General features: G+C 72.1%; 21 protein-coding genes. 11 read left to right on the top strand and 10 right to left on the bottom strand.

From position 1 onward, the window contains the following. The first annotated feature begins 78 nt into the window (after positions 1 to 78). A complete protein-coding gene (locus tag WD794_03530) occupies positions 79 to 1,386 on the top strand; it encodes a hemolysin family protein (protein MEX2289381.1) in 1,308 nt (435 codons plus the stop codon). After that, entirely contained in the window at positions 1,383 to 1,877 is a 495-nt protein-coding gene (locus WD794_03525; protein ID MEX2289380.1) for a DUF2505 domain-containing protein, read from the top strand. The genes WD794_03530 and WD794_03525 overlap by 4 nt, the downstream gene beginning before the upstream one ends. On the opposite strand, the gene WD794_03520 is transcribed toward WD794_03525, so the two are convergent. Beyond that, entirely contained in the window at positions 1,825 to 3,009 is a 1,185-nt protein-coding gene (locus WD794_03520) for an NAD(P)/FAD-dependent oxidoreductase (GenBank protein ID MEX2289379.1), read from the bottom strand. The two genes, WD794_03525 and WD794_03520, sit on opposite strands and share 53 nt — an antisense overlap. 54 nt (positions 3,010 to 3,063) lie before the next feature. On the opposite strand from WD794_03520, the gene trpS reads away from it, so the two are divergent. Genes trpS through WD794_03505 form a run of 3 tightly spaced genes read left to right on the top strand, consistent with a single transcriptional unit; the run spans position 3,064 to position 5,908 of the window. Then, positions 3,064 to 4,089 (top strand): tryptophan--tRNA ligase, encoded by a 1,026-nt coding sequence (gene trpS, locus WD794_03515; GenBank protein ID MEX2289378.1) that lies wholly within the window; start codon positions 3,064 to 3,066, stop codon positions 4,087 to 4,089. After that, entirely contained in the window at positions 4,089 to 4,640 is a 552-nt protein-coding gene (locus tag WD794_03510; protein MEX2289377.1) for a 2'-5' RNA ligase family protein, read from the top strand. The genes trpS and WD794_03510 overlap by 1 nt, the downstream gene beginning before the upstream one ends. Positions 4,641 to 4,669: 29 nt before the next feature. Then, positions 4,670 to 5,908 (top strand): YihY/virulence factor BrkB family protein, encoded by a 1,239-nt coding sequence (locus WD794_03505; GenBank protein MEX2289376.1) that lies wholly within the window; start codon positions 4,670 to 4,672, stop codon positions 5,906 to 5,908. Positions 5,909 to 5,922: 14 nt separating this feature from the next. On the opposite strand, the gene WD794_03500 is transcribed toward WD794_03505, so the two are convergent. Continuing rightward, positions 5,923 to 7,014 (bottom strand): serine hydrolase, encoded by a 1,092-nt coding sequence (locus WD794_03500; GenBank protein ID MEX2289375.1) that lies wholly within the window; start codon positions 7,012 to 7,014, stop codon positions 5,923 to 5,925. A 54-nt stretch (positions 7,015 to 7,068) separates the two neighbouring features. On the opposite strand from WD794_03500, the gene WD794_03495 reads away from it, so the two are divergent. Next, a complete protein-coding gene (locus WD794_03495) occupies positions 7,069 to 7,290 on the top strand; it encodes a hypothetical protein (protein ID MEX2289374.1) in 222 nt (73 codons plus the stop codon). Positions 7,291 to 7,433: 143 nt separating this feature from the next. Here the strand turns inward: WD794_03495 and WD794_03490 are convergent, their stop codons facing one another. From WD794_03490 to WD794_03470, 5 genes are all read right to left on the bottom strand, one after another. Then, positions 7,434 to 8,192, bottom strand: a complete 759-nt coding sequence (locus WD794_03490) for a succinate dehydrogenase iron-sulfur subunit (GenBank protein MEX2289373.1) — start codon at positions 8,190 to 8,192, stop codon at positions 7,434 to 7,436. After that, entirely contained in the window at positions 8,192 to 9,961 is a 1,770-nt protein-coding gene (gene sdhA, locus WD794_03485; protein ID MEX2289372.1) for a succinate dehydrogenase flavoprotein subunit, read from the bottom strand. Before sdhA ends, WD794_03490 begins: the two co-directional genes overlap by 1 nt. Before the next feature lie 10 nt (positions 9,962 to 9,971). Beyond that, entirely contained in the window at positions 9,972 to 10,382 is a 411-nt protein-coding gene (locus WD794_03480; protein MEX2289371.1) for a succinate dehydrogenase hydrophobic membrane anchor subunit, read from the bottom strand. A 65-nt stretch (positions 10,383 to 10,447) separates the two neighbouring features. After that, positions 10,448 to 10,840: a succinate dehydrogenase, cytochrome b556 subunit gene (gene sdhC / locus WD794_03475; protein MEX2289370.1), complete on the bottom strand. Its 393-nt coding sequence runs from the start codon at positions 10,838 to 10,840 to the stop codon at positions 10,448 to 10,450. Between the two features lie 124 nt (positions 10,841 to 10,964). Continuing rightward, positions 10,965 to 12,728, bottom strand: coding sequence for a serine/threonine-protein kinase (locus WD794_03470; GenBank protein MEX2289369.1), 1,764 nt, complete (start codon positions 12,726 to 12,728; stop codon positions 10,965 to 10,967). Between the two features lie 119 nt (positions 12,729 to 12,847). On the opposite strand from WD794_03470, the gene WD794_03465 reads away from it, so the two are divergent. Continuing rightward, positions 12,848 to 14,425 (top strand): methylmalonyl-CoA mutase family protein, encoded by a 1,578-nt coding sequence (locus WD794_03465; protein ID MEX2289368.1) that lies wholly within the window; start codon positions 12,848 to 12,850, stop codon positions 14,423 to 14,425. A 471-nt stretch (positions 14,426 to 14,896) separates the two neighbouring features. Here WD794_03465 and WD794_03460 read toward each other — a convergent pair whose 3' ends face one another. Then, positions 14,897 to 15,073 (bottom strand): hypothetical protein, encoded by a 177-nt coding sequence (locus WD794_03460; GenBank protein ID MEX2289367.1) that lies wholly within the window; start codon positions 15,071 to 15,073, stop codon positions 14,897 to 14,899. A gap of 186 nt (positions 15,074 to 15,259) precedes the next feature. Between WD794_03460 and WD794_03455 the strand changes: the two genes are divergently transcribed. Then, complete coding sequence (locus tag WD794_03455; protein ID MEX2289366.1) at positions 15,260 to 16,450, top strand: glutamate--cysteine ligase; 1,191 nt, start codon at positions 15,260 to 15,262, stop codon at positions 16,448 to 16,450. Next, on the top strand, positions 16,447 to 17,631 hold the full coding sequence (locus tag WD794_03450) for an amidohydrolase (GenBank protein ID MEX2289365.1): 1,185 nt from the start codon (positions 16,447 to 16,449) through the stop codon (positions 17,629 to 17,631). Before WD794_03455 ends, WD794_03450 begins: the two co-directional genes overlap by 4 nt. Positions 17,632 to 17,645: 14 nt before the next feature. On the opposite strand, the gene WD794_03445 is transcribed toward WD794_03450, so the two are convergent. After that, the gene (locus tag WD794_03445) at positions 17,646 to 18,098 is read right to left on the bottom strand and encodes a gamma-glutamylcyclotransferase family protein (protein MEX2289364.1); all 453 of its coding nucleotides are present in this window, start codon (positions 18,096 to 18,098) and stop codon (positions 17,646 to 17,648) included. Between the two features lie 23 nt (positions 18,099 to 18,121). After that, positions 18,122 to 18,721 (bottom strand): superoxide dismutase family protein, encoded by a 600-nt coding sequence (locus tag WD794_03440; protein ID MEX2289363.1) that lies wholly within the window; start codon positions 18,719 to 18,721, stop codon positions 18,122 to 18,124. A 90-nt stretch (positions 18,722 to 18,811) separates the two neighbouring features. Between WD794_03440 and WD794_03435 the strand changes: the two genes are divergently transcribed. Continuing rightward, positions 18,812 to 20,185, top strand: coding sequence for an NAD(P)H-quinone dehydrogenase (locus WD794_03435; protein ID MEX2289362.1), 1,374 nt, complete (start codon positions 18,812 to 18,814; stop codon positions 20,183 to 20,185). A 76-nt stretch (positions 20,186 to 20,261) separates the two neighbouring features. Further along, entirely contained in the window at positions 20,262 to 21,224 is a 963-nt protein-coding gene (locus WD794_03430) for an NADPH:quinone reductase (protein ID MEX2289361.1), read from the top strand. Position 21,225 lies beyond the last annotated feature (1 nt).

Here is a 21,225-nt window from a genome sequence, read left to right as displayed (position 1 = left end):
CGGTCCCGTCTACCCTGCTGGTGTGGAGCCTCCCTCTGGTCCGGCGCCCCCCGACGGCAGCACGACCGGGGGTGCGCCGTGAGTTTCGCTCTGGACAGCGCGCTCGTGCTGTTCTTCATCTTCCTCGGCGCCGTCTTCGCCGGTACCGAGATCGCGCTGGTCTCGCTGCGCGACGGCCAGGTCAAGAACCTCGCGGCCCGCGGCAAGCGCGGGCAACGGGTCGCCCAGCTCGCGAGCGACCCGAACCGCTTCCTGGCGGCCGTGCAGGTAGGGGTGACCCTGGCCGGCTTCGCGGCGTCGGCGTTCGGGGCGTCCAGGCTGGCGGGGCAGCTGTCACCCGCGCTCGTCGACCTGGGCCTGTCGCGGCGCCTGGCCGAGCCGCTGTCCTTCGTCCTCCTGCTGGCCGTGATCACCTACCTGTCGCTGGTCTTCAGTGAGCTGGTGCCCAAGCGCATCGCCCTGCAGCGGGCAGAGGGCTGGGCACTGATCTGGGCGGGCCCGCTGGACCGGTTGGCCACCGTCTTCCGACCGGTGATCTGGCTGCTCTCGCGCAGCACGAACCTCATCGTGCGGCTGTTCGGCATCGATCCCACCGAGCAGCGCGACGCCATCACCGAGGACGAGCTGCGCGGCCTGGTCGCCGCGCACGAGTCGCTCACCAAGGACGAGCGCAAGCTCATCGACGACGTCTTCGCCGCCGGTGAGCGTCAACTGCGCGAGGTGATGCTGCCGCGCACGGAGGTGGCCTTCCTCGACGCGAACATGACCCTCAGCCGGGCCGTCAAGGAGACCTCGGCGGCGCCGCACTCGCGGTACCCCGTGTCCGGCGCCTCCCAGGACGACGTCATCGGCTTCCTGCACGTGCGCGACCTGATGGTGCCGACCAGCCGGGCCCGCGGGATGCGGGTCGCCGACGTCGTGCGGGAGGTCAAGCTGCTGCCCGGTACCAAGCGGGTGCTCCCGGCCATGTCGGAGATGCGCCGCGAGGGCCACCACATGGCGATCGTCGTGGACGAATACGGCGGCACCGCCGGGATCGTCACGCTGGAGGACCTCATCGAGGAGGTCATCGGCGACATCCGCGACGAGTACGACGTCGGTGAGGACGACCCGCTGCGCTTCCGTGGCGGAGACGTCGAGGCAGACGGCCTGCTCAACCTCGACGAGGTCCGCACCGTCACCGGCGTCACGCTGCCCGAGGGCCCGTACGAAACGCTCGCCGGCTACGTCATGGCCACGCTGGGGCATGTGCCCCGTCCGGGCGAGGCGGTCGAGGTGGACGGCCACCGGCTCGAGGTCACCGAGCTGGACGCCCGTCGGATCGCTCGGGTCCGGGTCACGCCGCTGGCCTCCGCCGATGACGCCGAGCTGGTGGACTCCGCGTGAGCACACCGGTGACCATGAGGTCGGACTGCCCGGGCGACGTCGAGGCCGTTCTCGCCCTGCTGACGTCCGACAGCTGGGTGCAGCACAAGGGCGAGCAGCTGGGCGACGCCAGCCGGATCGTGCGCCGGGAGGAGCAGCCCGGCGGCGGCATCGTCCTGGCCGTCTCGCGTGAGCTGCCGGGAGGTGGTCCCGGCTTCCTCGACCGCTTCCTGCCCAAGGACGGCCGGGTCCTGCAGACGGATGCCTGGGGGCCGCCCGGGGAGGGCGTCCGGCACGGCAGCTGGACGGTCGAGATCCCCGGCGCGCCGGCCGGCGTCGGCGGCACGATGCGGCTGGAGCCGCGGCCCGCGGGCAGCTGCTACACCGTCGAGGGCGAGGTGACGGTCAGGGTGCCGCTGATCGGTGGCAAGGCCGAGCGTGTCGTCGCCGACCTGCTCGTCAAGCTGGCCGCGAAGGAGGCCGAGCTGCTCGCGGACGCGCTGCGTTCCTGATCAGGCCCCGCCCGCGTCGGCGCCCCAGCTCCGCGACCAGGCCTCCCGCCAGCGGCGCCTGCACCAGACCGCGGCCCAGGCCGAGCTCCACCAGCGCGTCGAACGCCGCGTCCGAACGGCCCGCCGCGGCGATGGCTGCGTCGACCACTCCCCGGCGCGTGGTCAGCCACGCGAGCGCCGAGGTGTGGCGCAGGTGCCGGCCGAGCTCGCGCCGCAGCGCCCCGGCGTACACCCCGGCCGGATCGGCTCCGCACGCCGCCGCGCCGGCCAGCCGGCCGGACAGCAGCGCATAGAAGATCCCCTCGCCGGTCAGCGGGTTGACGAGCGACAGGGCGTCGCCGGCGAGCAGCACCCGGCCGACGGCAGGGACCGGCCGGACGGTGGACATCGGCAGGTGGTGGCTGACCAGCCGCTGGGCCTGCAGCCCCGGCAGCAGCTCCTCCAGGCCGTCATGCAGCGCCCGTCGGCCGCCGCCTTCCTTGGCCCGCAGGGCAGGGAGCAGCAGGCCGAAGCCGACGTTCGCGGTGCCGTCACCGGCCGGGAACGACCAGGCGTACGACGGCCAGTCGTGGGGCGAGAGCAGGATGACCTGCTCGGGCTCACCCGGGGGTGCGGCGGCGTAGCCGCGGACGGCGACGGCGGTGGCCGCAGCGGGTTGCCGGCCGAGCCCCAGCCGGCGGCGGACGACGCCGTTGGCCCCGTCGGCACCGACGACCACCCGCGCGGCGATCTCGCGGTCGAGCACGACGTGGTCGGGGTGCACGTCCACGCACCGGACGGTGTGCCGCTCGAGCACCGCGCCGTGCCGCACGGCCGCCCGGACCAGCCGGTCGTCGAACAGGGTGCGGGGCACCACGTGGTCGGGACGCTTCATCCGGGCGGTCACGACGGTCCCGTCCGGGGCCTGCAGGCGGAGCCGGTGCACCGGCACCCGGTCGGCGAGCACGTCGGTGGCCCCGAGCCGGGCGAGCTCGTCGAGGGCGTGCGGGGCGATCCCGTCGCCGCAGGACTTGTCGCGCGGGAAGTCGCTGCGGTCCAGCAGCAGCACCCGGGCGCCCGGGCGGGTACGCAGGGCCGACAGTGCGGCCGCGGCGCCCGCCGGGCCGGCGCCGACCACCGCCAGGTCCCACATCCGCGTCTCCGCCCTGCTCCCGCTCGGCTCCCCTGCGATGAAAGGATGCCTGTCATGCCCGATGCCCGCCCGACCCGCCCCCGTGTGCTGTCCGGGATCCGTCCCACCGGAGAGAGCTTCCAGCTCGGCAACTACGTCGGCGCGGTCCGGCACTGGGCGGCCATGCAGGCCGAGAACGAGTGCTACTTCTTCCTTGCCGACCTGCACGCGTTGACGGAGCTGCCGGACCCCGCCCGGCTGCGTGCGCGCACCCGCCAGTCGGTCGCCGAGTTGCTCGCGATGGGGGTCGATCCCGCTCGCAGCGCGGTCTTCGCGCAGAGCCATCTGCCCGAGCACGCCGAGTTGGGCTGGATCCTCGGCTGCCTCACCGGCTTCGGCGAGGCCAGCCGGATGACGCAGTTCAAGGAGAAGAGTGGCAGCGTGGCGGGGTCTGCCAGCGTCGGCCTGTTCACCTATCCCGTCCTGCAGGCCGCCGACATCCTGATGTACCAGGCGGACTCCGTCCCGATCGGGGAGGACCAGCGCCAGCACCTCGAGCTGACCCGGGACCTCGCCCAGCGCTTCAACACCCGGTACGGCGACACGTTCGTTCGCCCGGCCGCCTACGCGGGGCAGCCAGGCGAGCGGATCAAGGACCTGCAGGACCCGGACCGCAAGATGAGCAAGAGCCTCGGCGGTTCCGGCACCATCTGGGTCCTCGATGATCCCCGGACGGTCACCAAGAAGATCAAGAGCGCTGTCACCGATCCCGGCCGTGAGGTGCGCGCCGGTGGAGCCAAGCCGGGCATCACCAACCTGCTCACCATCTTGTCCGTGTGCACCGGCACCCCCGTCCCCGAGCTCGAGACGGCCTACGACGGCAAGGGCTACGGTGACTTCAAGGCAGATGTCGCCGAGGCCGTCGTCGCCTTGTTCGCGCCGGTCCGGGAGCGGTACGCCGAGCTGATCGCCGACCCGGACGAGCTCGACCGGGTGCTGGCCGGCGGGGCCATCCGGGCCCGCGAGGTCGCGACCCGGACGATGGACGCGGTCCGGGAGCGGGTCGGCCTGCTGGCGTCCTTCCCGGGCGCACCGGCCTGATGGCCCGGCGCGACTTCGGCGTCGCATTCGGCATCCCCGAGCCCTACACCAGCGAGCTGCAGGCCTGGCGGGAACGCCTCGGTGACCCCAATGCCGGCGGCATCCCCCCGCACGTCACGCTCCTGCCGCCGACCGCGCTGCCGGACGAGTCGCTGGCGGAGGTCGAGGAGCACCTGCGTGAAGTGGCCGCTTCCGAGCGGCCGTTCCGCATGCACCTGCGTGGCGCGGCCAGCTTCCGGCCAGTCTCGCCCGTGGTGTTCGTCCCGCTGGTCCAGGGGATCGCCGACTGCGAGCGGGTCGAGGGCAAGGTCCGGTCCGGCCCGCTGCTCCGTCCGCTCGCCTTCCCGTACCACCCGCACGTCACCGTCGCGCACGACCTGGGGGAACCGGCCCTCGACCGGGCATTCGAGGCGCTGAAGAACTACGAGGCGCACTTCGACGTCTGGGGCTTCACCCTGTTCGAACAGGACCGGGCCGGGGTCTGGCGGCCGCAGCGCGACTTCCCGTTCGGCGCCAGCGGCCGGCCCGGCCCGGCCGAGCCGCCGCGTTGACCGCAGGCGCAGCCGGGTAGGGGCGCCCCATGCCCAGTCCCAAGGCGGCCCTCGTTGCTGCGCGCGAGAAGCGTCCGGCCCTCGACCACCTGATCCGCGCCTTCGGCCGCTACCAGGCCGACGCAGGTGACCGGCTGGCCGCCTCGGTCACCTTCTTCGGCTTCCTGAGCTTCTTCCCGATCCTGGCGCTCGCGACGTCGATCCTGTCCTACGCGCTGGGGGACGACGCGGTCGGCACCGTGGTGAACCAGGTGAACTCCTACGCGCCCGGGCTGGCCGAGCAGTTGGAGTTGAGGGAGATCCTCAGCGACAACCGCAAGGCCGGCGCTGCCGGTGCGCTGGGGCTGGCGGGGCTGCTCTACTCCGGCCTCGGCTGGGTCGACGCGCTGCGCGAGGCGGTCCGGGCGATCTGGCACCACAATGTCAAGGCCGGCAACTTCCTGGTGAAGAAGGTCAAGGACGTCATCGTCCTGCTGGGGCTGGGGCTGACCGTGCTGGTGTCGATCGCCGTGTCGGCGGCCACCGGCGCCTTCACCGACTTCGCCCTCGGCCTGGTCGCTCTCGACGACAGCGGCCCGGCGCGGGTGCTGGCCAAGATCGTCGGCTTCACGCTGGGCATCGCCACCAGCACGGCGCTGTTCACCTACCTGTTCTGGCGGCTGCCGAGGGTGCAGTCGCCGTTCCGCCGGATCATCAGGGGTGCGTTGCTGGCCGCTGTGCTGTTCGAGGTGCTCAAGCGGGTGGGCGCGATCTACATCGAGCGCACCACGGAGAACCCGCTCTACGGCAGCTTCGCCGTGGTCGTCGGGCTGCTGGTCTGGATCAACATCGTCAGCCGGATGCTGCTCGTCTGCGCGGCCTGGACGGTGACGGCGCCGTACGACTCCGACATCGAGCCGTCGGGCACGGCGAGCGTCGACGCGGCGCGCGCCGCCGGCATCCCGGAGGAGTTCGCCGACCAGGACCCCGACGACCCGCCCACGCTGCAGGAGGACGGTGCGCCCAGCCCGCTGGGCACGGCGGTGCAGGGCGCGGCGGTGCAGGGTGCGGCGGTGCAGGGTGCGGCGGTGCAGGGCGCGGCGGTGCAGGACGTGCCGGCGGGACGCGGTGGGGCGGGCGTCCTGGTGCGGCCGGCGCCGCAGCAGCCGTCGGGGGCGGAGCGGGCGGTGCGCTCGGCTGCGCAGTTCACCGCCGGCGCCCTCGGGATGGCGGTGATGGCGATCCTGCTGCACGTCGGCAGGACGGTCCGCGACCTCGTGCGGCGCTAGCAACGACGGGCGCGCTAGCAACGGGCGGGCGGACGCGCCGGGGGGCGGTGCCGCACCGCCGCCACAGCGGCCGCGGCCAGGCCCATACCGGCGAGGGTGGCCGGAACTCCCGTCCCGCTGCCGGGTCCGCGCGGTGACGGGGCGGCCCGGGTCAGGGCGCCGGCCGGCTCCGCCGCCGCTGCCTGCTCCGGGGACGGCTCGGGGTCGACCAGCCGGCCGACCGGATCGACGCTGCCGGCGGCCGAGAAGCCCCAGTCCAGCAGCTTGGCCGCCTCGTCCGCGACCTTCGGGTCGGCCCGCATGAGGGTGACGACCAGCCGCCGGCCGTCCCGCTCGGCTGCGCCGACGAAGCTGGCACGGGCGCGTGAGGTGTAGCCGTTCTTGATGCCGAGGGCACCGTCGTAGCTCTTGAGCAGCTTGTTCTTCGTGGCCATCTGGATCCGGGCGGTGCCGGGGGCGCTGACGCTGCCGCGTGCGGCCGCCGCGTAGCCGGCGAATGCCGGATCGGCCAGCCCGGCGCGGGCGATCAGCGCCAGGTCGTACGCCGAGCTCAGCTGGCCCTCGGCGTCCAGTCCGTGGGGGTTCACCGCGCGGGTGTCCAGGGCGTGCAGGCTCTTGGCCTTCTCGTTCATGAGGGCGGCGGTGGCGGCCTGGCCACCGGCGGCCGAGGCCAGCACATTGGCCGCGTCGTTGCCGGACACCATCATCAGGGCCGAGAACAGCTCGTGCACCGGGTAGCCGACGCGCTCGACCAGACCGACCTTGCTGCCCTCGACGGCGATGTCGTCGAACACCGGGACGACCTTGCGATCGGCGTCGAGCACGGGGATGAGCGTGACCGCCGTGAGCATCTTCAGGGTGCTGGCCGGCGCGTAGCGGCCGTGCGGGTTCCTGGTCGCCAGCACCTGGCCGCTGTCCAGGTCGGCAACCAGCCAGCTGGCGGCGGACAGGCCGGTCGGCACCTCGGGCGCGTCGGCGTCGACGAGCAGCCCGGTCGCGGCGAGCCGCTCCCCGCCGACCACCTCACCGGACCCGGCTGCCGCCGGGGTGGCGGTGGCGAGTACTCCCGCCAGGGCGGCGACGAGCACTGGGAGGGGGATCCGCACAGATCCGGACGCTACCGCCGGGACAGGCGCCGAACGGTGACCGACACTGCCCTGATGACCCTCACCCGACGCATTGCCGCGCTGCTGGTCCTGGCCGGCCTGTGGCCCATGCTGATCTGGCCCAACTTCGTGCGCGTCGTCGCCACCGATGAGCGCGCCTTCGACGGTGGTCCTACCGCGTACCTGGTGGTGCACGTCGCCCTGGCCGCTGTGTCGATGCTGATCGGCCTGGCCCTGGTCGTTCTCGGCGTCACGGCCTGGCGCCGGGCAGGCTGACCCCGGAACAGCTACGCGCGCCCTGTTTCCCGGCACCATACCAAGATCTTCGGAACATCCACAGGGCCAGGGTCCTGTGGATGTTCCGAAGATCTTGCTCCGGGCTCCAGTGGCTCGGCTGGCTCGTGCGGGGGTGCTCCAGCTCAGCTGCGGCGGAAGATCAGCGCGCGCTTGACCTCCTGGATCGCCTTCGTCACCTGGATGCCGCGCGGGCAGGCGTCGGTGCAGTTGAAGGTCGTGCGGCAGCGCCACACGCCCTCCTTGTCGTTGAGGATCTCCAGTCGCTCCTCGGCGCCGTCGTCGCGGCTGTCGAAGATGAAGCGGTGTGCGGCCACGATCGCCTGCGGGCCGAAGTAGGCCTCGTCGTTCCAGAACACCGGGCACGACGTGGTGCAGGCCGCGCACATGATGCACTTGGTGGTGTCGTCGAAGCGCTCCCGGTCAGCGGCCGACTGCAGCCGCTCCCGGGTGGGTTCGCGGCCGTCGGTGATCAGGAACGGCTTGACCGCGCGAAACGCCTCGAAGAACGGCTCCATGTCGACGATCAGGTCCTTGAGCACCGGCAGGCCCTTGATGGGCTCGACCAGGATCTCGTCGCCCAGGTCCTTGACGAGCACCTTGCAGGCCAGCCGGTTCACGCCGTTGACGCGCATCGCGTCCGACCCGCAGACGCCGTGCGCGCACGAGCGGCGGAAGGACAGCGAGCCGTCCTGGTACCACTTGATCTGGTGCAGCGCGTCCAGCAGACGGTCGCCCTGCTCCACCGGCACGGAGAAGGTCTGCCAGTTGGCCTCGGGATCCACCTCGGGGTCGAAGCGGCGGACCTTGACGGTGACGAGCTGCTGGTGGCCGGCGACCGGCGAGCTCTCAGGGCGCGCAGCCACATCATCGACGATCGTCATCAGTACTTGCGCTCCATCGGCTGGTAACGGGTCTGCACGACCGGCTTGTAGTCCAGGCGCACGTCGGACCGGAAGCCCTGGTCGACCTTGTAGGCCATCGTGTGGCGCAGGAAGTTGACGTCGTCGCGGGTCGGGTAGTCCTCGCGGAAGTGGCCGCCGCGGGACTCGTTGCGCGCCTTCGCCGACACGACCAGCGCCTCCGCGAGGTCGAGCAGGAAGCCGAGTTCGACGGCCTCGAGCAGCTCGGTGTTGTAGCGCTTGCCGCGGTCGGCGACGCCCACCCGCAGGTAGCGCTCCTTGAGTGCGGCGATGTCGATCTCGGCCTGCTTGAGTGTCGCCTCGGTCCGGTAGACCGACGCGTTGGTGTCCATCGTCTCCTGGAGCTCGCCGCGGATCCGGGCCACCAGCTCGGTGCCGCCGCCGTCACGCAGCCGCTCCAGCAGGGTGTGGGTGTCCTTCTCCGGCTCCGGCGGCAGCTCCACGAAGTCGACCGAGTTGGCGTACGCCGCAGCGGACAGCCCGCCGCGCCGGCCGAAGACGTTGATGTCGAGCAGGGAGTTGGTGCCCAGCCGGTTGGCGCCGTGCACCGACACGCAGGCGACCTCGCCGGCGGCGAACAGTCCCGGCACGACGTTGTCGTTGTCGCGCAGCACCTGCGCGTCGATGTTCGTCGGCACGCCGCCCATCGCGTAGTGCGCGGTCGGCTGGATCGGGACCGGGTCGGTGTAGGGCTCGACGCCGAGGTAGGTACGCGCGAACTCCGTGATGTCCGGCAGCTTCGCGTCGATCGTCTCGGGCGGCAGGTGGGTCAGGTCGAGCAGCACGTGGTCACCGGCCGGCCCGCAGCCACGCCCCTGCCGGATCTCGGTGTAGATCGCGCGGGCAACCATGTCCCGCGGCGCGAGGTCCTTGATGGTGGGGGCATAGCGCTCCATGAAGCGCTCACCGTCCTTGTTGCGCAGGATGCCGCCCTCGCCGCGGGCGGCCTCGGACAGCAGGATGCCCATCTTCCAGATGCCGGTCGGGTGGAACTGGAAGAACTCCATGTCCTCCAGCGGCAGGCCCTTGCGGTAGACGATGCCCATGCCGTCGCCGGTGAGCGTGTGGGCGTTCGAGCTCACCTTGAAGACCTTGCCGAAGCCACCGGTGGCGAACAGCACCGCCTTGGCGTGGAAGACGTGCAGCTCACCGGTGGCCAGCTCGTAGGCCACGACGCCGCTGGTGACCCGCTCGCTGCCCCCGCCTTCGGTGGCGACGTCGGTCAGCACCAGGTCCAGGACGTAGAACTCGTTGAAGAAGTCGATGTTCTCCTTCACGCACTGCTGGTAGAGCGTCTGCAGGATCATGTGGCCGGTGCGGTCCGCCGCGAAGCACGAGCGGCGCACGGCGGCCTCACCGTGGTTGCGGGTGTGCCCGCCGAAGCGGCGCTGGTCGATCCGCCCCTCGGGTGTGCGGTTGAACGGCAGGCCCATCTTCTCGAGGTCGAGGACGGCGTCGATGGCCTCCTTGCACATCACCTCCGCGGCGTCCTGGTCGACGAGGTAGTCGCCGCCCTTGACGGTGTCGAAGGTGTGCCACTCCCAGTTGTCCTCCTCGACGTTGGCCAGGGCGGCGCACATGCCGCCCTGCGCGGCGCCGGTGTGGGAGCGGGTCGGGTAGAGCTTGGTCAGGACGGCTGTACGGGAGCGCTTACCGGCCTCGAGGGCGGCCCGCATGCCGGCGCCGCCGGCGCCCACGATGATCGTGTCGTAACGGTGGTGCTGGACCATGGAGAGCTCCTTAGCCCGCGAGATCGGGGTCGAAGGTGAAGATCACGAGCGTGCCCAGCACCAGGACGAGGAACGAGGAGGTGTAGAGCAGCATCTTCAGCCAGAACCGGGTGCCGTCCCGCTCGGCGTAGTCGTTGATGATCACGCGCAGCCCGTTGGTGCCGTGCAGCTGGGCGAGCCAGAGCTGCATCAGGTCCCAGGTGCGCCAGAACGGGGAGGCCCACCGGCCCGCGACGAAGCCGAAGTTGATGCGCTGCACCCCGTCATCGAGCAGCAACATGATGAACAGGTGCCCGAGAACGAGGAACACCAGCAGCAGCCCGGACATCCGCATGAAGATCCACGCGTACATCTCGAAGTTGGTGTTGCTGCGCCCCTGCGCCGGATGCTTGCGCCGGGTGCGCGGCGACTCGATGACCAGCCGGTCGGCGTTGTCGGGCTGCGCGATCGAGCCGGGCCGCAGGCCCCCGGTGGCATCGACCGCCGTCACGAGGTTGTCCCGAACAGCTCGGCGAACGTGTGCACCGTCATGCGGTAGCTGGCGGGGACCATGACGAGCAGGAAGATGGCCACCACGATGTACATCATCTGCTTCTGGTAGCGGGTGCCCTTGGCCCAGAAGTCGATGAGCACGACCCGGATGCCGTTGAGCGCGTGGAACAGCACCGCACCGACCAGACCGACCTCCATGAGGTTGACCACCGGCGTCTTGTAGGTGTCCATGATCCGGTCGTAGGAGTCCGGCGACACCCGGACGAGCGCTGTGTCCAGGACGTGCGCGAACAGGAAGAAGAAGATCAGGACGCCGGTGACGCGGTGCGCCACCCAGCTCCACATGCCTTCGCGCCCCCGGTAGAGGGTGCCTGCCGGTGCTTGCATGTCGGGCGCCTTTCAAGGCTCGGCGACCAGGCGCTCACCTGGACGGCTCATGCTATCGGCGGCTGCACGGGCGGCGGTCGCCGGGAGCAGCCCCGGCACTGTGACCTGGACGACATCCGCGGGCTCAGCCGGGTTGGAACGCCGCCGCAATCTTGTCGAAGTCGGCCCGGGCGGCACCCCAGTCGTCGGTGGAGCGGGTCTGGAAGAACAGCGAGTAGCCGCGGCCGTCGACGACGAACACCCGGCTGAGCGCGTGCAGCGAGGCGCCCTTGTCGCTGTAGGTGAACTCCCAGTCGGCGGCCTCGTAGCCACGGTAGTCGACCGGCGCGATCGAGATCTCCTGGTAGTCCTCATGGCTCTTGGCGAAGAACTCCGCCTGCTGTCTGCGGTCCCCGACGACGTCATTCCTGCCGCCGCCGGGTGCCGTGGCCGACACCCGCAGCGTCCGGCCGACGGATTGGTCCTTGTACTGCGGCGCGCCGTCGAAGCTTCCGGGCTGGTAGCTCGGCGGCACGGCGACCGTCCACCCGCCCTCGTCGGTGACGACCTCCCAGTCCTCCGGCGCAGCCGCGGCCGCGGCCGCGGCCGCACTCGACTCCGGCTCGGCGGTCGGCGACGGATCCGGACTGTCCGCAGGCTCGCTCGGCGACGGTGCGGGGCCGGCGTCGGGGCCGCCTCGCCCCGGGTCGGTGGCCAGCACCAGGCCGACAACGCCGGCGGCCAGCGTGAGGGCCAGGGCCATGAGCACGATCGGTACGCGGGAGCGGCGCCGCCCCCGTGGCTCGATCCGTGGCGGCCGGGTCCAGCCGCGATCGGTTGCCGGGGTGGGTCCGGCAGCCGGGGCGACCCGGGCCGGCGGGGTAGCCGGGGTCGCCGGCGCGGGCCGGGTCGCCGGCGCGGGCGCCTCGTCGGCGGCCTCGCGCACGTCGGCGGCCTCGCGCACGTCGGAGAACTCGAGCGCGGCGGTCCGCTCGGCCGCTGGCTTGGCGGGCAGCGGCTGGTCCGGCGCAGCCTCGTCCGGCAGCGGCACCGCCGGTGCCCGGGCCGCGCCCGCCGGCGCCGTCGACAGGACCCGCTCGAGCTGGCGGCGCGCCGCCGCCACGGTCAGCCGCCGGGCGGGGTCGCGCTCGAGCAGGCCCTCGAGCACCTCCTCCAGCGGCCCGGCGCGCTCGAACGGCGCGTGCTCGCCGGTCACGACCGCCGTGACCGTGAGCAGCGGCTCGCCCGCGTCGAACGGCGGCTTGCCCTCCACCGCCGTGAACAGCGTGGCGCCGAGCGACCACAGGTCCGATGCCGGGCCGGGGGGCTCGCCCCGGGCCCGTTCGGGGGCGATATAGGACGGCGAGCCCAGCAGCAGGCCGGTGTGGGTGATGCTCGAATCCCCCGCCGAGGAGGCGATCCCGAAGTCCGTGAGCACCACCCGCTCGGACAGGCCGTCACGGTCGCCGAGCAGGACGTTGCCCGGCTTGACGTCGCGGTGCACGATCCCCTGCCGGTGCGCCGCGGCGAGGGCGCCGAGCAGGGCCAGGCCGATCCGCGCTGTGTACTGCGGGCTCAGCGGGCCGTCCGCCCGCACGACCTGCGACAGCGTGCGGGCCTCCACGAGCTCCATCACGAGGTAGGGCGCGTCGTCCTCCTCGACCACGTCGTAGACCGTGACGGCGCTCGGGTGGTCGAGCTTGGCGGCGGCGCGGGCCTCGCGGCGGGTGCGCTCCCGCAGCACGTCGCGGTCCTCGTCACTCAGCCCGTGCGGGAAGGTCACCTCCTTGATCGCGACGGAGCGGCCGAGCACCAGGTCCTCGGCCCGCCAGACGGTGCCCATGCCGCCCGCCCCGAGGGGTGCGAGCAGGCGATATCGCCCGGCGACCACGCGCTGCCCGGTGTCCACGTTGCTGCCCTACCCCCCCGTGTGCGGTGCGTACTCCCGCCCCGAGGGTGGCACGGCCCGCTCGAGGGCCCGCGAATAGGCTCCGTCTGCAGACATCCACCGCCAGGAAGGCCCGCCCCATGACGCGCGCGTCCGAGTCAGGGTTCCCCATCTCGCCCGTCTACGGACCGGAGGACCTCGCGCCCGGTCTGGACGAGCGGCTCGGCCAGCCGGGCAGCTACCCGTACACCCGTGGTGTCTACGCCTCGATGTACACCGGCCGGCCCTGGACGATGCGGCAGTACGCCGGCTTCGGCACGGCGAAGGAGTCCAACGAGCGCTACCGGCACCTGGTCGCGCAGGGGACCGGCGGGCTGTCGGTGGCCTTCGACCTGCCGACCCAGATGGGCTACGACTCCGACGACCCGGTGGCCTCCGGTGAGGTGGGCAAGGTCGGCGTGGCGATCGACTCGCTCGAGGACATGCGGATCCTGTTCGACGAGATCCCGCTGGACAGCGTGTCCACGTCGATGACCATCAACGCGCCCGCCGCTGTGCTGCTGCTGCTCTACGCGCTGGTCGCGGAGGAGAAGGGAATCTCCGGCGACAAGCTCACCGGCACGATCCAGAACGACGTGCTCAAGGAGTACATCGCCCGCGGCACCTACATCTACCCGCCGGCCCACTCGCTGCGGCTGATCACCAACATCTTCGAGTACTGCAGGACCGAGCTGCCGCGCTGGAACACCATCTCGATCTCCGGCTACCACATGGCCGAGGCCGGTGCGACGCCCGTGCAGGAGATCGCCTTCACCCTCGCCGACGGGATCGAGTACGTCCGGGCTGCGGTCGCGGCGGGCCTGGCGGTCGACGACTTCGCGCCGCGGCTGGCCTTCTTCTTCGTCAGCCGTACGACGATCCTCGAAGAGGTGGCGAAATTCCGTGCGGCGCGGCGGATCTGGGCCAAGGTGATGAGGGAGGAGTTCGGCGCTCAGGATCCCAAATCGCTGATGCTGCGCTTCCACACCCAGACCGCAGGCGTGCAGCTGACCGCCCAGCAGCCCGAGGTCAACCTCGTGCGCGTCGCCGTGCAGGGCCTCGCGGCCGTCCTCGGCGGCACCCAGTCGCTGCACACCAACTCCTACGACGAGGCGATCGCGCTGCCCACCGTCAAGGCCGCGACGCTGGCCCTGCGTACGCAGCAGGTCCTGGCGTACGAGACCGATGTGACGGCCACGGTCGACCCCTTCGCCGGCTCGTACGTCGTCGAGGCGATGACCGACGAGGTGGAGGCGGGCGCCCTCGAGCTCATGGCTCGCGTGGAGGAGATGGGCGGGGCCGTGGCCGCCATCGAGAAAGGCTTCCAGAAGAACGAGATCGAGCGGTCGGCCTACACCGTCGCGCTGGGCATCGACGCGGGCGAGCGTGTGGTCGTCGGCCTGAACCGCTACCGCAGCGAGAGCGAGGAGCGCTACGACCCGCTCCGGGTGGACCCGTCGATCGAGCAGGACCAGCGTGAGCGGCTGCGGGTGCTGCGCGCGACGCGTGACAACGCCGCCGTCGAGAAGGCGCTGACCGACCTGAAGGCGGCGGCCGCCGGTGCGGCGAACGTGCTGCACCCGATGCGCACGGCGCTGAAGGAGCTCGCCACCGTCGGCGAGGTCTGCAATGCGCTGCGCGAGGTGTGGGGCATCTACACCCCGCAGGAGTTCTTCTAGGCCTGGTAGTGGGTCTGGCCCAGCAACAGCTAGCCGCCAGTACCGTGCGGCCCGACCAAGCCACCGGTCATGATCAACGCCGGGCTTGCTCACTTCTGGTACGCCGGAAAAGTGCCCTGCAGAGCGCCACTCACGAGCGGTTGCTGAGGTCAGCGGCGACGGCGCCGCTGCCTCTCGCCGGAGGCCGGGTTCGTCGGTGGTGGATGTCAGGGTGCCGCCGAACCTGAGCAAGATCTTCGGGACATCCACAGGACCCTGGCCCTGTGAATGTTCCGAAGATCTTGGTCTCGTGTCGGCCGTGGCCGGACCACATAGGTGCTAGCGAACAGACACCAGCGCCGGTCTCGTCGACGCGACAAAGGGAGCCATCACCTGTCGGTCCGGCACGACGTCCGCCCGCCTGCGTGGCGGCGTCGTCCGGGTGAGCGGACGTTACGACGGGGCAACGCCGGAGGGAAAAATTCGCTCGACTCAGGGCCCTACCTGCAGCAGCACGAGGTCATGGCCCGTGCCGTCCGCAGGCCCACCGACCTCGCGCGCTCTCACGCCCACGCCGGTGCCCACGTCGAGACGGACCCGATGCGCTTCCGCATACATCGGCAGCGGGTCGAGCCCTTCGGCGAGGTCGGTCTCGCGCGTGCGCGTCAACGGGCAGCAGGCGCACCGCGGCTCGTAGTCAGGTTTCCCGAGCCGGCAGGCGGCGGCCCGGCGATGGGCATCGCGTCAGGCCCGCTGATCGGCTCGGTCATGGGCGCAACGTAGGCCCACCTGCGACGAGGCGTCTGCTCCTGCGCTGGGTAGGGTCCGCAGCAGGACGTCCGAAGGGAAGCGCGGGTGAGAATCGACTTCAACTCCTCGCCGCGGTCCAGCCTGGGGGTGGAGTGGGAGCTCATGCTGGTCGACCGCGAGACCCGGGACCTCACCAGCGGGGCGACCGAGATCCTGCACGAGCTGCAGCCTGACGGGGAGCACCCCACGGCGAAGAAGGAGCTGCTCCAGTCGACCATCGAGGTCATCACCGGCGTCTGTGCGAGCGTCGGCGAGGCCACAGCCGATCTGGCGCGGACGCTGGAACAGGTGGTTCCCCTGGCCGACGCACGCGGACTGGGGCTGATGTGCTCCGGGACGCACCCGATCACGAACTGGCGCACCCAGCAGATCAGCAGCCACCCGCGCTACGAGAAACTCGTGAACGACATGCAGTGGCTCGCCCGCCGGATGCAGATCTTCGGGGTCCACGTGCACGTCGGTGTCCGCTCGCCGGACAAGGTCATCGCGATGGTGAACGCGCTGCAGGTCTACATCCCGCACTTCCTCGCGCTGTCCGCGTCCTCCCCGTACTGGTCTGGCACGGAGACGGGACTGGCGTCGGCGCGATCGAAGGTCTTCGAGGGGCTGCCGACTGCCGGTCTCCCGCAGCAGGTGGAGGACTGGTCCGGCTTCGAGCGCTACATGGAGACGCTCATCAAGACCGGGACCATCGACTCCATCAAGGAGGTGTGGTGGGACATCCGGCCGCACCCGGACTACGGCACGGTCGAACTGCGGATCTGCGACGGCCTGCCGACGCTGACGGAGGTCGGGATGGTCGCCGCACTGTCGCAGTGCCTGGTGGAGAGAATGGACCGCGAGATCGACAGGGGCTACACGCTGCCCACGCCGCGGCGATGGGTCGTCCAGGAGAACAAGTGGCGGGCCGCCCGCTACGGCCTCGACGCCCACATCATCGTCGGTGAGGGCGGCACCGAACCGCTCCGCGACGCGCTCGCCGAGCTGGTGCAGGACCTGCGGCCGACGGCCGAACGGCTGGGGTGTGCGCAGGAGCTGGCCCGGGTGCAGGCGGTGCTCGACGGGGGCGCGTCCTACCAGCGGCAGCGCACGGTCGCGGCGGCCAGCGGCGGTGACCTCAGTGCCGTCGTCGACCACCTGCTCGAGGAGTTCGAGCTCGGCCGGCCGATCGTGCTGCCGCCGCGCCGGCCCGTGGCGGTCACCGGCCAGCCGGGAGCTGCCGGGGCCGCGTCGTGAACCTTTCCCCCTCCGTCGCGGACAGCTGGCTGGTGGCGTACGCCGGGGAACTGGTCGCGGTGCGTCGCGACCTGCACGCCCACCCGGAGCTCAGCAACGCCGAGCATCGCACCACCGCGCTGCTCGTCGACCGGTTGCGCGCGGTGGGGCTGACGCCGAAGGTGCTGGGTCGCGGCACCGGGGTGGTCTGCGACATCGGTACGGGCAGTGGCCCCGTCGTGGTGTTGCGCGCCGACATCGACGCCCTGCCGCTGCAGGACGAGAAGCTGGTGCCGTACCGCTCGACCGTGCCCGGGCTGTGCCACGCCTGCGGCCACGACGTGCACACCGCAGCGCTGCTCGGTGCCGGTCTCGCGCTGGCGTCCCTGTCCGACGCGCTGACCGGTACGGTGCGGCTGGTCTTCCAACCGGCCGAGGAGCAGATGCCGGGTGGGGCGCTCGACGTCCTCGCCGAGGGCTGGCTGGACGGCGTCGACTCGGTGTTCGGGCTGCACTGCGACCCGGCGCTGGAGGTCGGCCGGGTCGGGCTGAAGTCCGGCGCCATCACCGCCGCGGCCGACGCGCTCGACATCGTCCTGACGGGCCCGGGCGGCCACACCTCCCGGCCGCACAACACGGTCGACCTCGTGCATGTCCTGGCCACCGTTGCGACCGGGCTGCCGGACGCGCTGTCCCGACTTGTCGATCCACGCGCCGGGCTGTGCCTGGTCTGGGGACACGTGTCCGCCGGTGTCGCCGCCAACGCCATCCCGCGCAGCGGAGTCCTGAAGGGCACGCTCCGGGTGTTGGAGAAGGACGCCTGGCACGACGCGCCGCAGATGGTGCAGCGCATCGTCGACGGGCTCGTGGCGCCCTACGGCGCGCACGCCGAGGTGCACTACCGGCGTGGCGTGCCGCCGGTGGTCAACGACCAGTCGGCGACCACCCTGTTCGCCGCCGCGGTGCGCCGGGCCCTCGGCCCACACGCGGCCGTTCCCACCCTGCAGTCGCTCGGCGGCGAGGACTTCGCGTGGTATCTGGACCACATCCCCGGCGCGATGGCCCGCCTCGGTGTGAAGGCACCGGGCCAGGAGCACCCGCACGACCTGCACCAGGGCACCTTCGACGTCGACGAGGCCGCGCTGCCGGTCGCCGTACGCGTGCTCGTGGCGGTGGCCCTCGCGGCGCTGTCCGCAGCCTGACCGCGGCGGGCGCGTCAGGGGCCGGAGGACCGGCAGGGGCGGGTGCGCAGCTCTCGGACGTAGTCGTCCGGGGCGCCCGCGGCCTCCGCCGCGTCCGCCAGCACACCGAGGTAGCGGGCCGACGGCAGGCCGCCTTCGTACCCGTCCAGCACGTAGACCCAGGCCAGTCGTTCGCCCTCCAGCGTCTGCGCCCGGATGCGGATCTTGCGGTAGAGCCCGGTGTCGGCGCCCTCCCAGGCGTCGAGCTGCTCGGCGTCCCCGTCGGTCATGTCGTAGAGGCCGACGAAGACGTGCTCACCGAAGGCCTCGACGAGGGTGGCGAGGGATCCCTCCCAGCCGAGGTCCTCGCCGCCGAAGGTGAGCCGCCAGCCCTCCAGCCAGCCGGTGCCGGCGACCGGGGAGTGGGGGCAGCGACGGAGCATCTGCTCGGGATCGAGGTTGCTGCCGTACGCCGCGTAGAGCGCCATGCGGCAGAGACTAGCCAGCCGGCTCAGCCGGTCAGTGCCGCGCAGGCCAGCCGGGCGCCGGCGTCGCCGGTCTTGGTCGTCGTCTCGTCGGGCTGCGCGACATAGCGGTCCGGCACGTTGCCGAAGTTGTCGGCCTCCGCGTGCACCATCACTGCGCTCCCGTCGGCGTCCAGCACGTTCTCCCGCGTCAACCGGTCGCTGGCCACGACGAGCCGGGCGCTCCCGTCCGCCCGCACGAGCAGGCTCGGCAGGTCGCCGTCGTGGTCGCCGTGCGTCTGGCCGTCGGCGGCCAGGTGGCCACCGGCCGACAGGAATGCGCCGCGCTTGTCCGGTGCCGCCGGGTCCGTACTGTCCGGCTCGCAGGTCCCGGTCTTGTGCACGTGCAGGCCGTGCAGGCCCGGGGGGAGTCCGGTGGCCTGCACCGTGAGGACGGCGCCGTCGGCGGTGAACTCCATCTCCACCGTCCCCTGCTCACTGCCGTCGGCGCCGACCAGCGCCGCGGAGACGGTGTCGCCGGCGGCTCCGGGCGGAGGCGGCTGAATGGTGGGGTCGTCACCGCTGCCGCAGCCGGCGAGGGCGGTGACCGCAGCGGCGGCCAGGACGGTGCAGCGGAGGCGAATCATGGCATCTCCCGCAGTCGGTGGCCGGTGCACGCCCGCTCCCGAGGTCCCTGCGCATCCCCCCGCTGCAGCGGCGTGCGGGACAATGGTCTCATGACACGCATCGCCATCATCGGTGGAGGACCGGCCGGCTACGAGGCGGCGCTGGTAGCCGTGCAGCTCGGCGCCGCCGTGACGCTGGTCGACCGGGACGGCGTCGGCGGCCAGTGCGTCCTGTCCGACTGCGTCCCCTCCAAGACCTTCATCGCCACCAGCGAGGCGATGACCGCCTTCTCGCAGGCGGACCGGGTGGGCGTCAAGGCCGTGGGTGACGTGCTGACCGCCGTCGACGAGGTCAACGCGCGGGTCAAGGCCCTCGCGCTGGCCCAGTCGGCCGACATCACCCGCCGGCTGACCCGCGAGGGGGTGGCCGTCGTGCACGGTGCGGCCCGCCTCCACGGCGCCTCGCTGGTCGAGGTCACCGCCTCCGACGGGCACCGCTCCGAGCTCGCCGCCGACGTCGTGCTCATGGCCACCGGCGCCCACCCACGGGTCGTCCCGGGCGCGGAGCCCGACGGTGAGCGGGTCCTCGACTGGCGTCAGCTGTACGACCTCCCGGAGCTGCCCGAACACCTGGTGGTCATCGGCTCCGGTGTCACCGGCGCGGAGTTCGCCAACGCCTATCTCGCCGTGGGCTCACGGGTGACGCTCGTCTCCAGCCGGGACAGGGTGCTGCCGGGCGAGGACGTCGATGCCGCCGAGCTGTTGCAGACGGTCTTCGAGCGCCGCGGCATGAACGTCCACCGCGGCCGCGCGGCCCGGGTCGAGCGCACCGGCGACGGCGTCGTCGTACATCTCACCGACGGGACCACGGTCGAGGGGTCGCACGCGTTGATGACGGTGGGCTCGGTGCCCAACACCGCCGACATGGGGCTGGAGGAGGCGGGCGTCGCGCTCACCGACAGCGGCTTCGTGCAGGTCGACCGGGTCTCGCGCACCACCGTCCCCGGTGTCTACGCCGCCGGTGACTGCACAGGGGTCCTGATGCTCGCGTCCGTCGCGGCGATGCAGGGCCGCATCGCGATGTGGCACGCGCTCGGCGAGGCGGTCGCTCCGCTGCGCCTCGGCACGGTCTCGGCCAACGTCTTCACCGACCCGCAGGTCGCCTCCGTCGGGGTGACGCAGACGCAGGTCGAATCCGGCGCCGTGATGGCGCAGAGCGTGATGCTGCCGCTGGCCACCAACGCGCGGGCCAAGATGCAGGGCATCACCGACGGCTTCGTGAAGTTCTTCTGCCGCCCGGGCTCCGGGACCGTGCTCGGTGGCGTCGTCGTCGGGCCGAACGCCAGCGAGCTGATCATGCCGATCTCGCTGGCCGTGCAGCACGGGCTGACCGCGGACCAGATCGCGCACACCTTCGCGATCTACCCGTCGTTGTCCGGCTCGGTCACCGAGGCGGCCCGGCAGCTGATGCTGCACGAGGAGTAGACCCGTCTGCTGCCGGCCGCAGCCCCCTGACCGGGGGCCCGAGACAGGTGAGCCCGGGACATGTGAGGCTGTGCTCATGCTCGCCGCCACCTACCGCAGCACCGGAGCCTCCGACGTCCTCACGGTCGAGGAGGTCGCCACCCCCGAGCCGGGTCCGGGGGAGGTCCGGGTCCGCCTGCGCGTCGCCGGCGTCAATCCGACCGACTGGAAGATCCGCTCCGGTACCGCGCCCACCGCCGACTTCCAGATCCCGGGTCAGGACGGCGCCGGTGAGGTCGACGCGGTGGGCCCGGGTGTCGACACGGGACGGCTCGGAGAACGGGTCTGGGTGTGGTTCGCGGCCGCCCGCGGCCGGCAGTGGGGCAGCGCCGCCCAGTGGACGGTCGTCCCGGAGCGGCAGGCCGTCCGGCTGCCCGACGAGGTCTCCTTCGACGCCGGAGCCGGTCTGGGCGTGCCCGCGGTGACGGCCTGGCACTGCCTGTTCGCCGACGGTCCGCTCTCCGGTCGTTCCGTACTCGTCGCCGGCGGGGCCGGGGCGGTCGGCAACGCCGCCGTCGCGCTGGCCCGGCGGGCCGGTGCGCAGGTGGTCGCGACGACCAGCACGCCGGCCAAGGCCGAGCTGGCCCGGGCCGCGGGCGCACACGCGGTCGTGGACTACCGCGCGGCGGACGCCGCGGGGCAGGTACGGGCTGCCGCGCCCGAGGGGATCGACCGGATCGTCGAGGTGGCCCTCGGCGCGAACCTCGCGCTCGACCTGGCCGTCGTCGCCCCGCGGGCGGTCGTGTCGACCTACGCCGACGACGAGCTGCACACCTCCGTCCGGCCGCTGATGGTCGCCAACCTGACCCTGCAGTTCGTGCTCCTCTACGGCCTGGCCGACGCTGCGCTCGACGCCGCGGTGGCCGGCGTCTCGTCGGCTGTTGCCGCCGGTGACCTGCCCGGCCTGCCCACGACCCGCTTCCCGCTCGCCGAGATCGCCGCGGCGCACGACGCCGTGCAGGCCAACACGCCGGGCAAGGTGCTGGTCGACCTGCCGTAGG

The organism is Mycobacteriales bacterium (assembly GCA_040902655.1).
In the GTDB taxonomy this organism is placed as follows: domain Bacteria; phylum Actinomycetota; class Actinomycetes; order Mycobacteriales; family SCTD01; genus SCTD01.
This window is presented reverse-complemented; position numbering and strand designations above follow the sequence as displayed.

What these genes read in the sequence shown, in the direction of transcription:
- WD794_03520 (MEX2289379.1), bottom strand. Translation starts at nt 3,009, where the DNA reads ATGTGGGACCTGGCGGTGGTCGGCGCCGGCCCGGCGGGCGCCGCGGCC.
- trpS (MEX2289378.1), top strand. Translation starts at nt 3,064, where the DNA reads ATGCCCGATGCCCGCCCGACCCGCCCCCGTGTGCTGTCCGGGATCCGT.
- WD794_03510 (MEX2289377.1), top strand. Translation starts at nt 4,089, where the DNA reads ATGGCCCGGCGCGACTTCGGCGTCGCATTCGGCATCCCCGAGCCCTAC.
- WD794_03505 (MEX2289376.1), top strand. Translation starts at nt 4,670, where the DNA reads ATGCCCAGTCCCAAGGCGGCCCTCGTTGCTGCGCGCGAGAAGCGTCCG.
- WD794_03495 (MEX2289374.1), top strand. Translation starts at nt 7,069, where the DNA reads ATGACCCTCACCCGACGCATTGCCGCGCTGCTGGTCCTGGCCGGCCTG.
- WD794_03490 (MEX2289373.1), bottom strand. Translation starts at nt 8,192, where the DNA reads ATGACGATCGTCGATGATGTGGCTGCGCGCCCTGAGAGCTCGCCGGTC.
- sdhA (MEX2289372.1), bottom strand. Translation starts at nt 9,961, where the DNA reads ATGGTCCAGCACCACCGTTACGACACGATCATCGTGGGCGCCGGCGGC.
- sdhC (MEX2289370.1), bottom strand. Translation starts at nt 10,840, where the DNA reads ATGCAAGCACCGGCAGGCACCCTCTACCGGGGGCGCGAAGGCATGTGG.
- WD794_03465 (MEX2289368.1), top strand. Translation starts at nt 12,848, where the DNA reads ATGACGCGCGCGTCCGAGTCAGGGTTCCCCATCTCGCCCGTCTACGGA.
- WD794_03445 (MEX2289364.1), bottom strand. Translation starts at nt 18,098, where the DNA reads ATGGCGCTCTACGCGGCGTACGGCAGCAACCTCGATCCCGAGCAGATG.
- WD794_03440 (MEX2289363.1), bottom strand. Translation starts at nt 18,721, where the DNA reads ATGATTCGCCTCCGCTGCACCGTCCTGGCCGCCGCTGCGGTCACCGCC.
- WD794_03435 (MEX2289362.1), top strand. Translation starts at nt 18,812, where the DNA reads ATGACACGCATCGCCATCATCGGTGGAGGACCGGCCGGCTACGAGGCG.
- WD794_03430 (MEX2289361.1), top strand. Translation starts at nt 20,262, where the DNA reads ATGCTCGCCGCCACCTACCGCAGCACCGGAGCCTCCGACGTCCTCACG.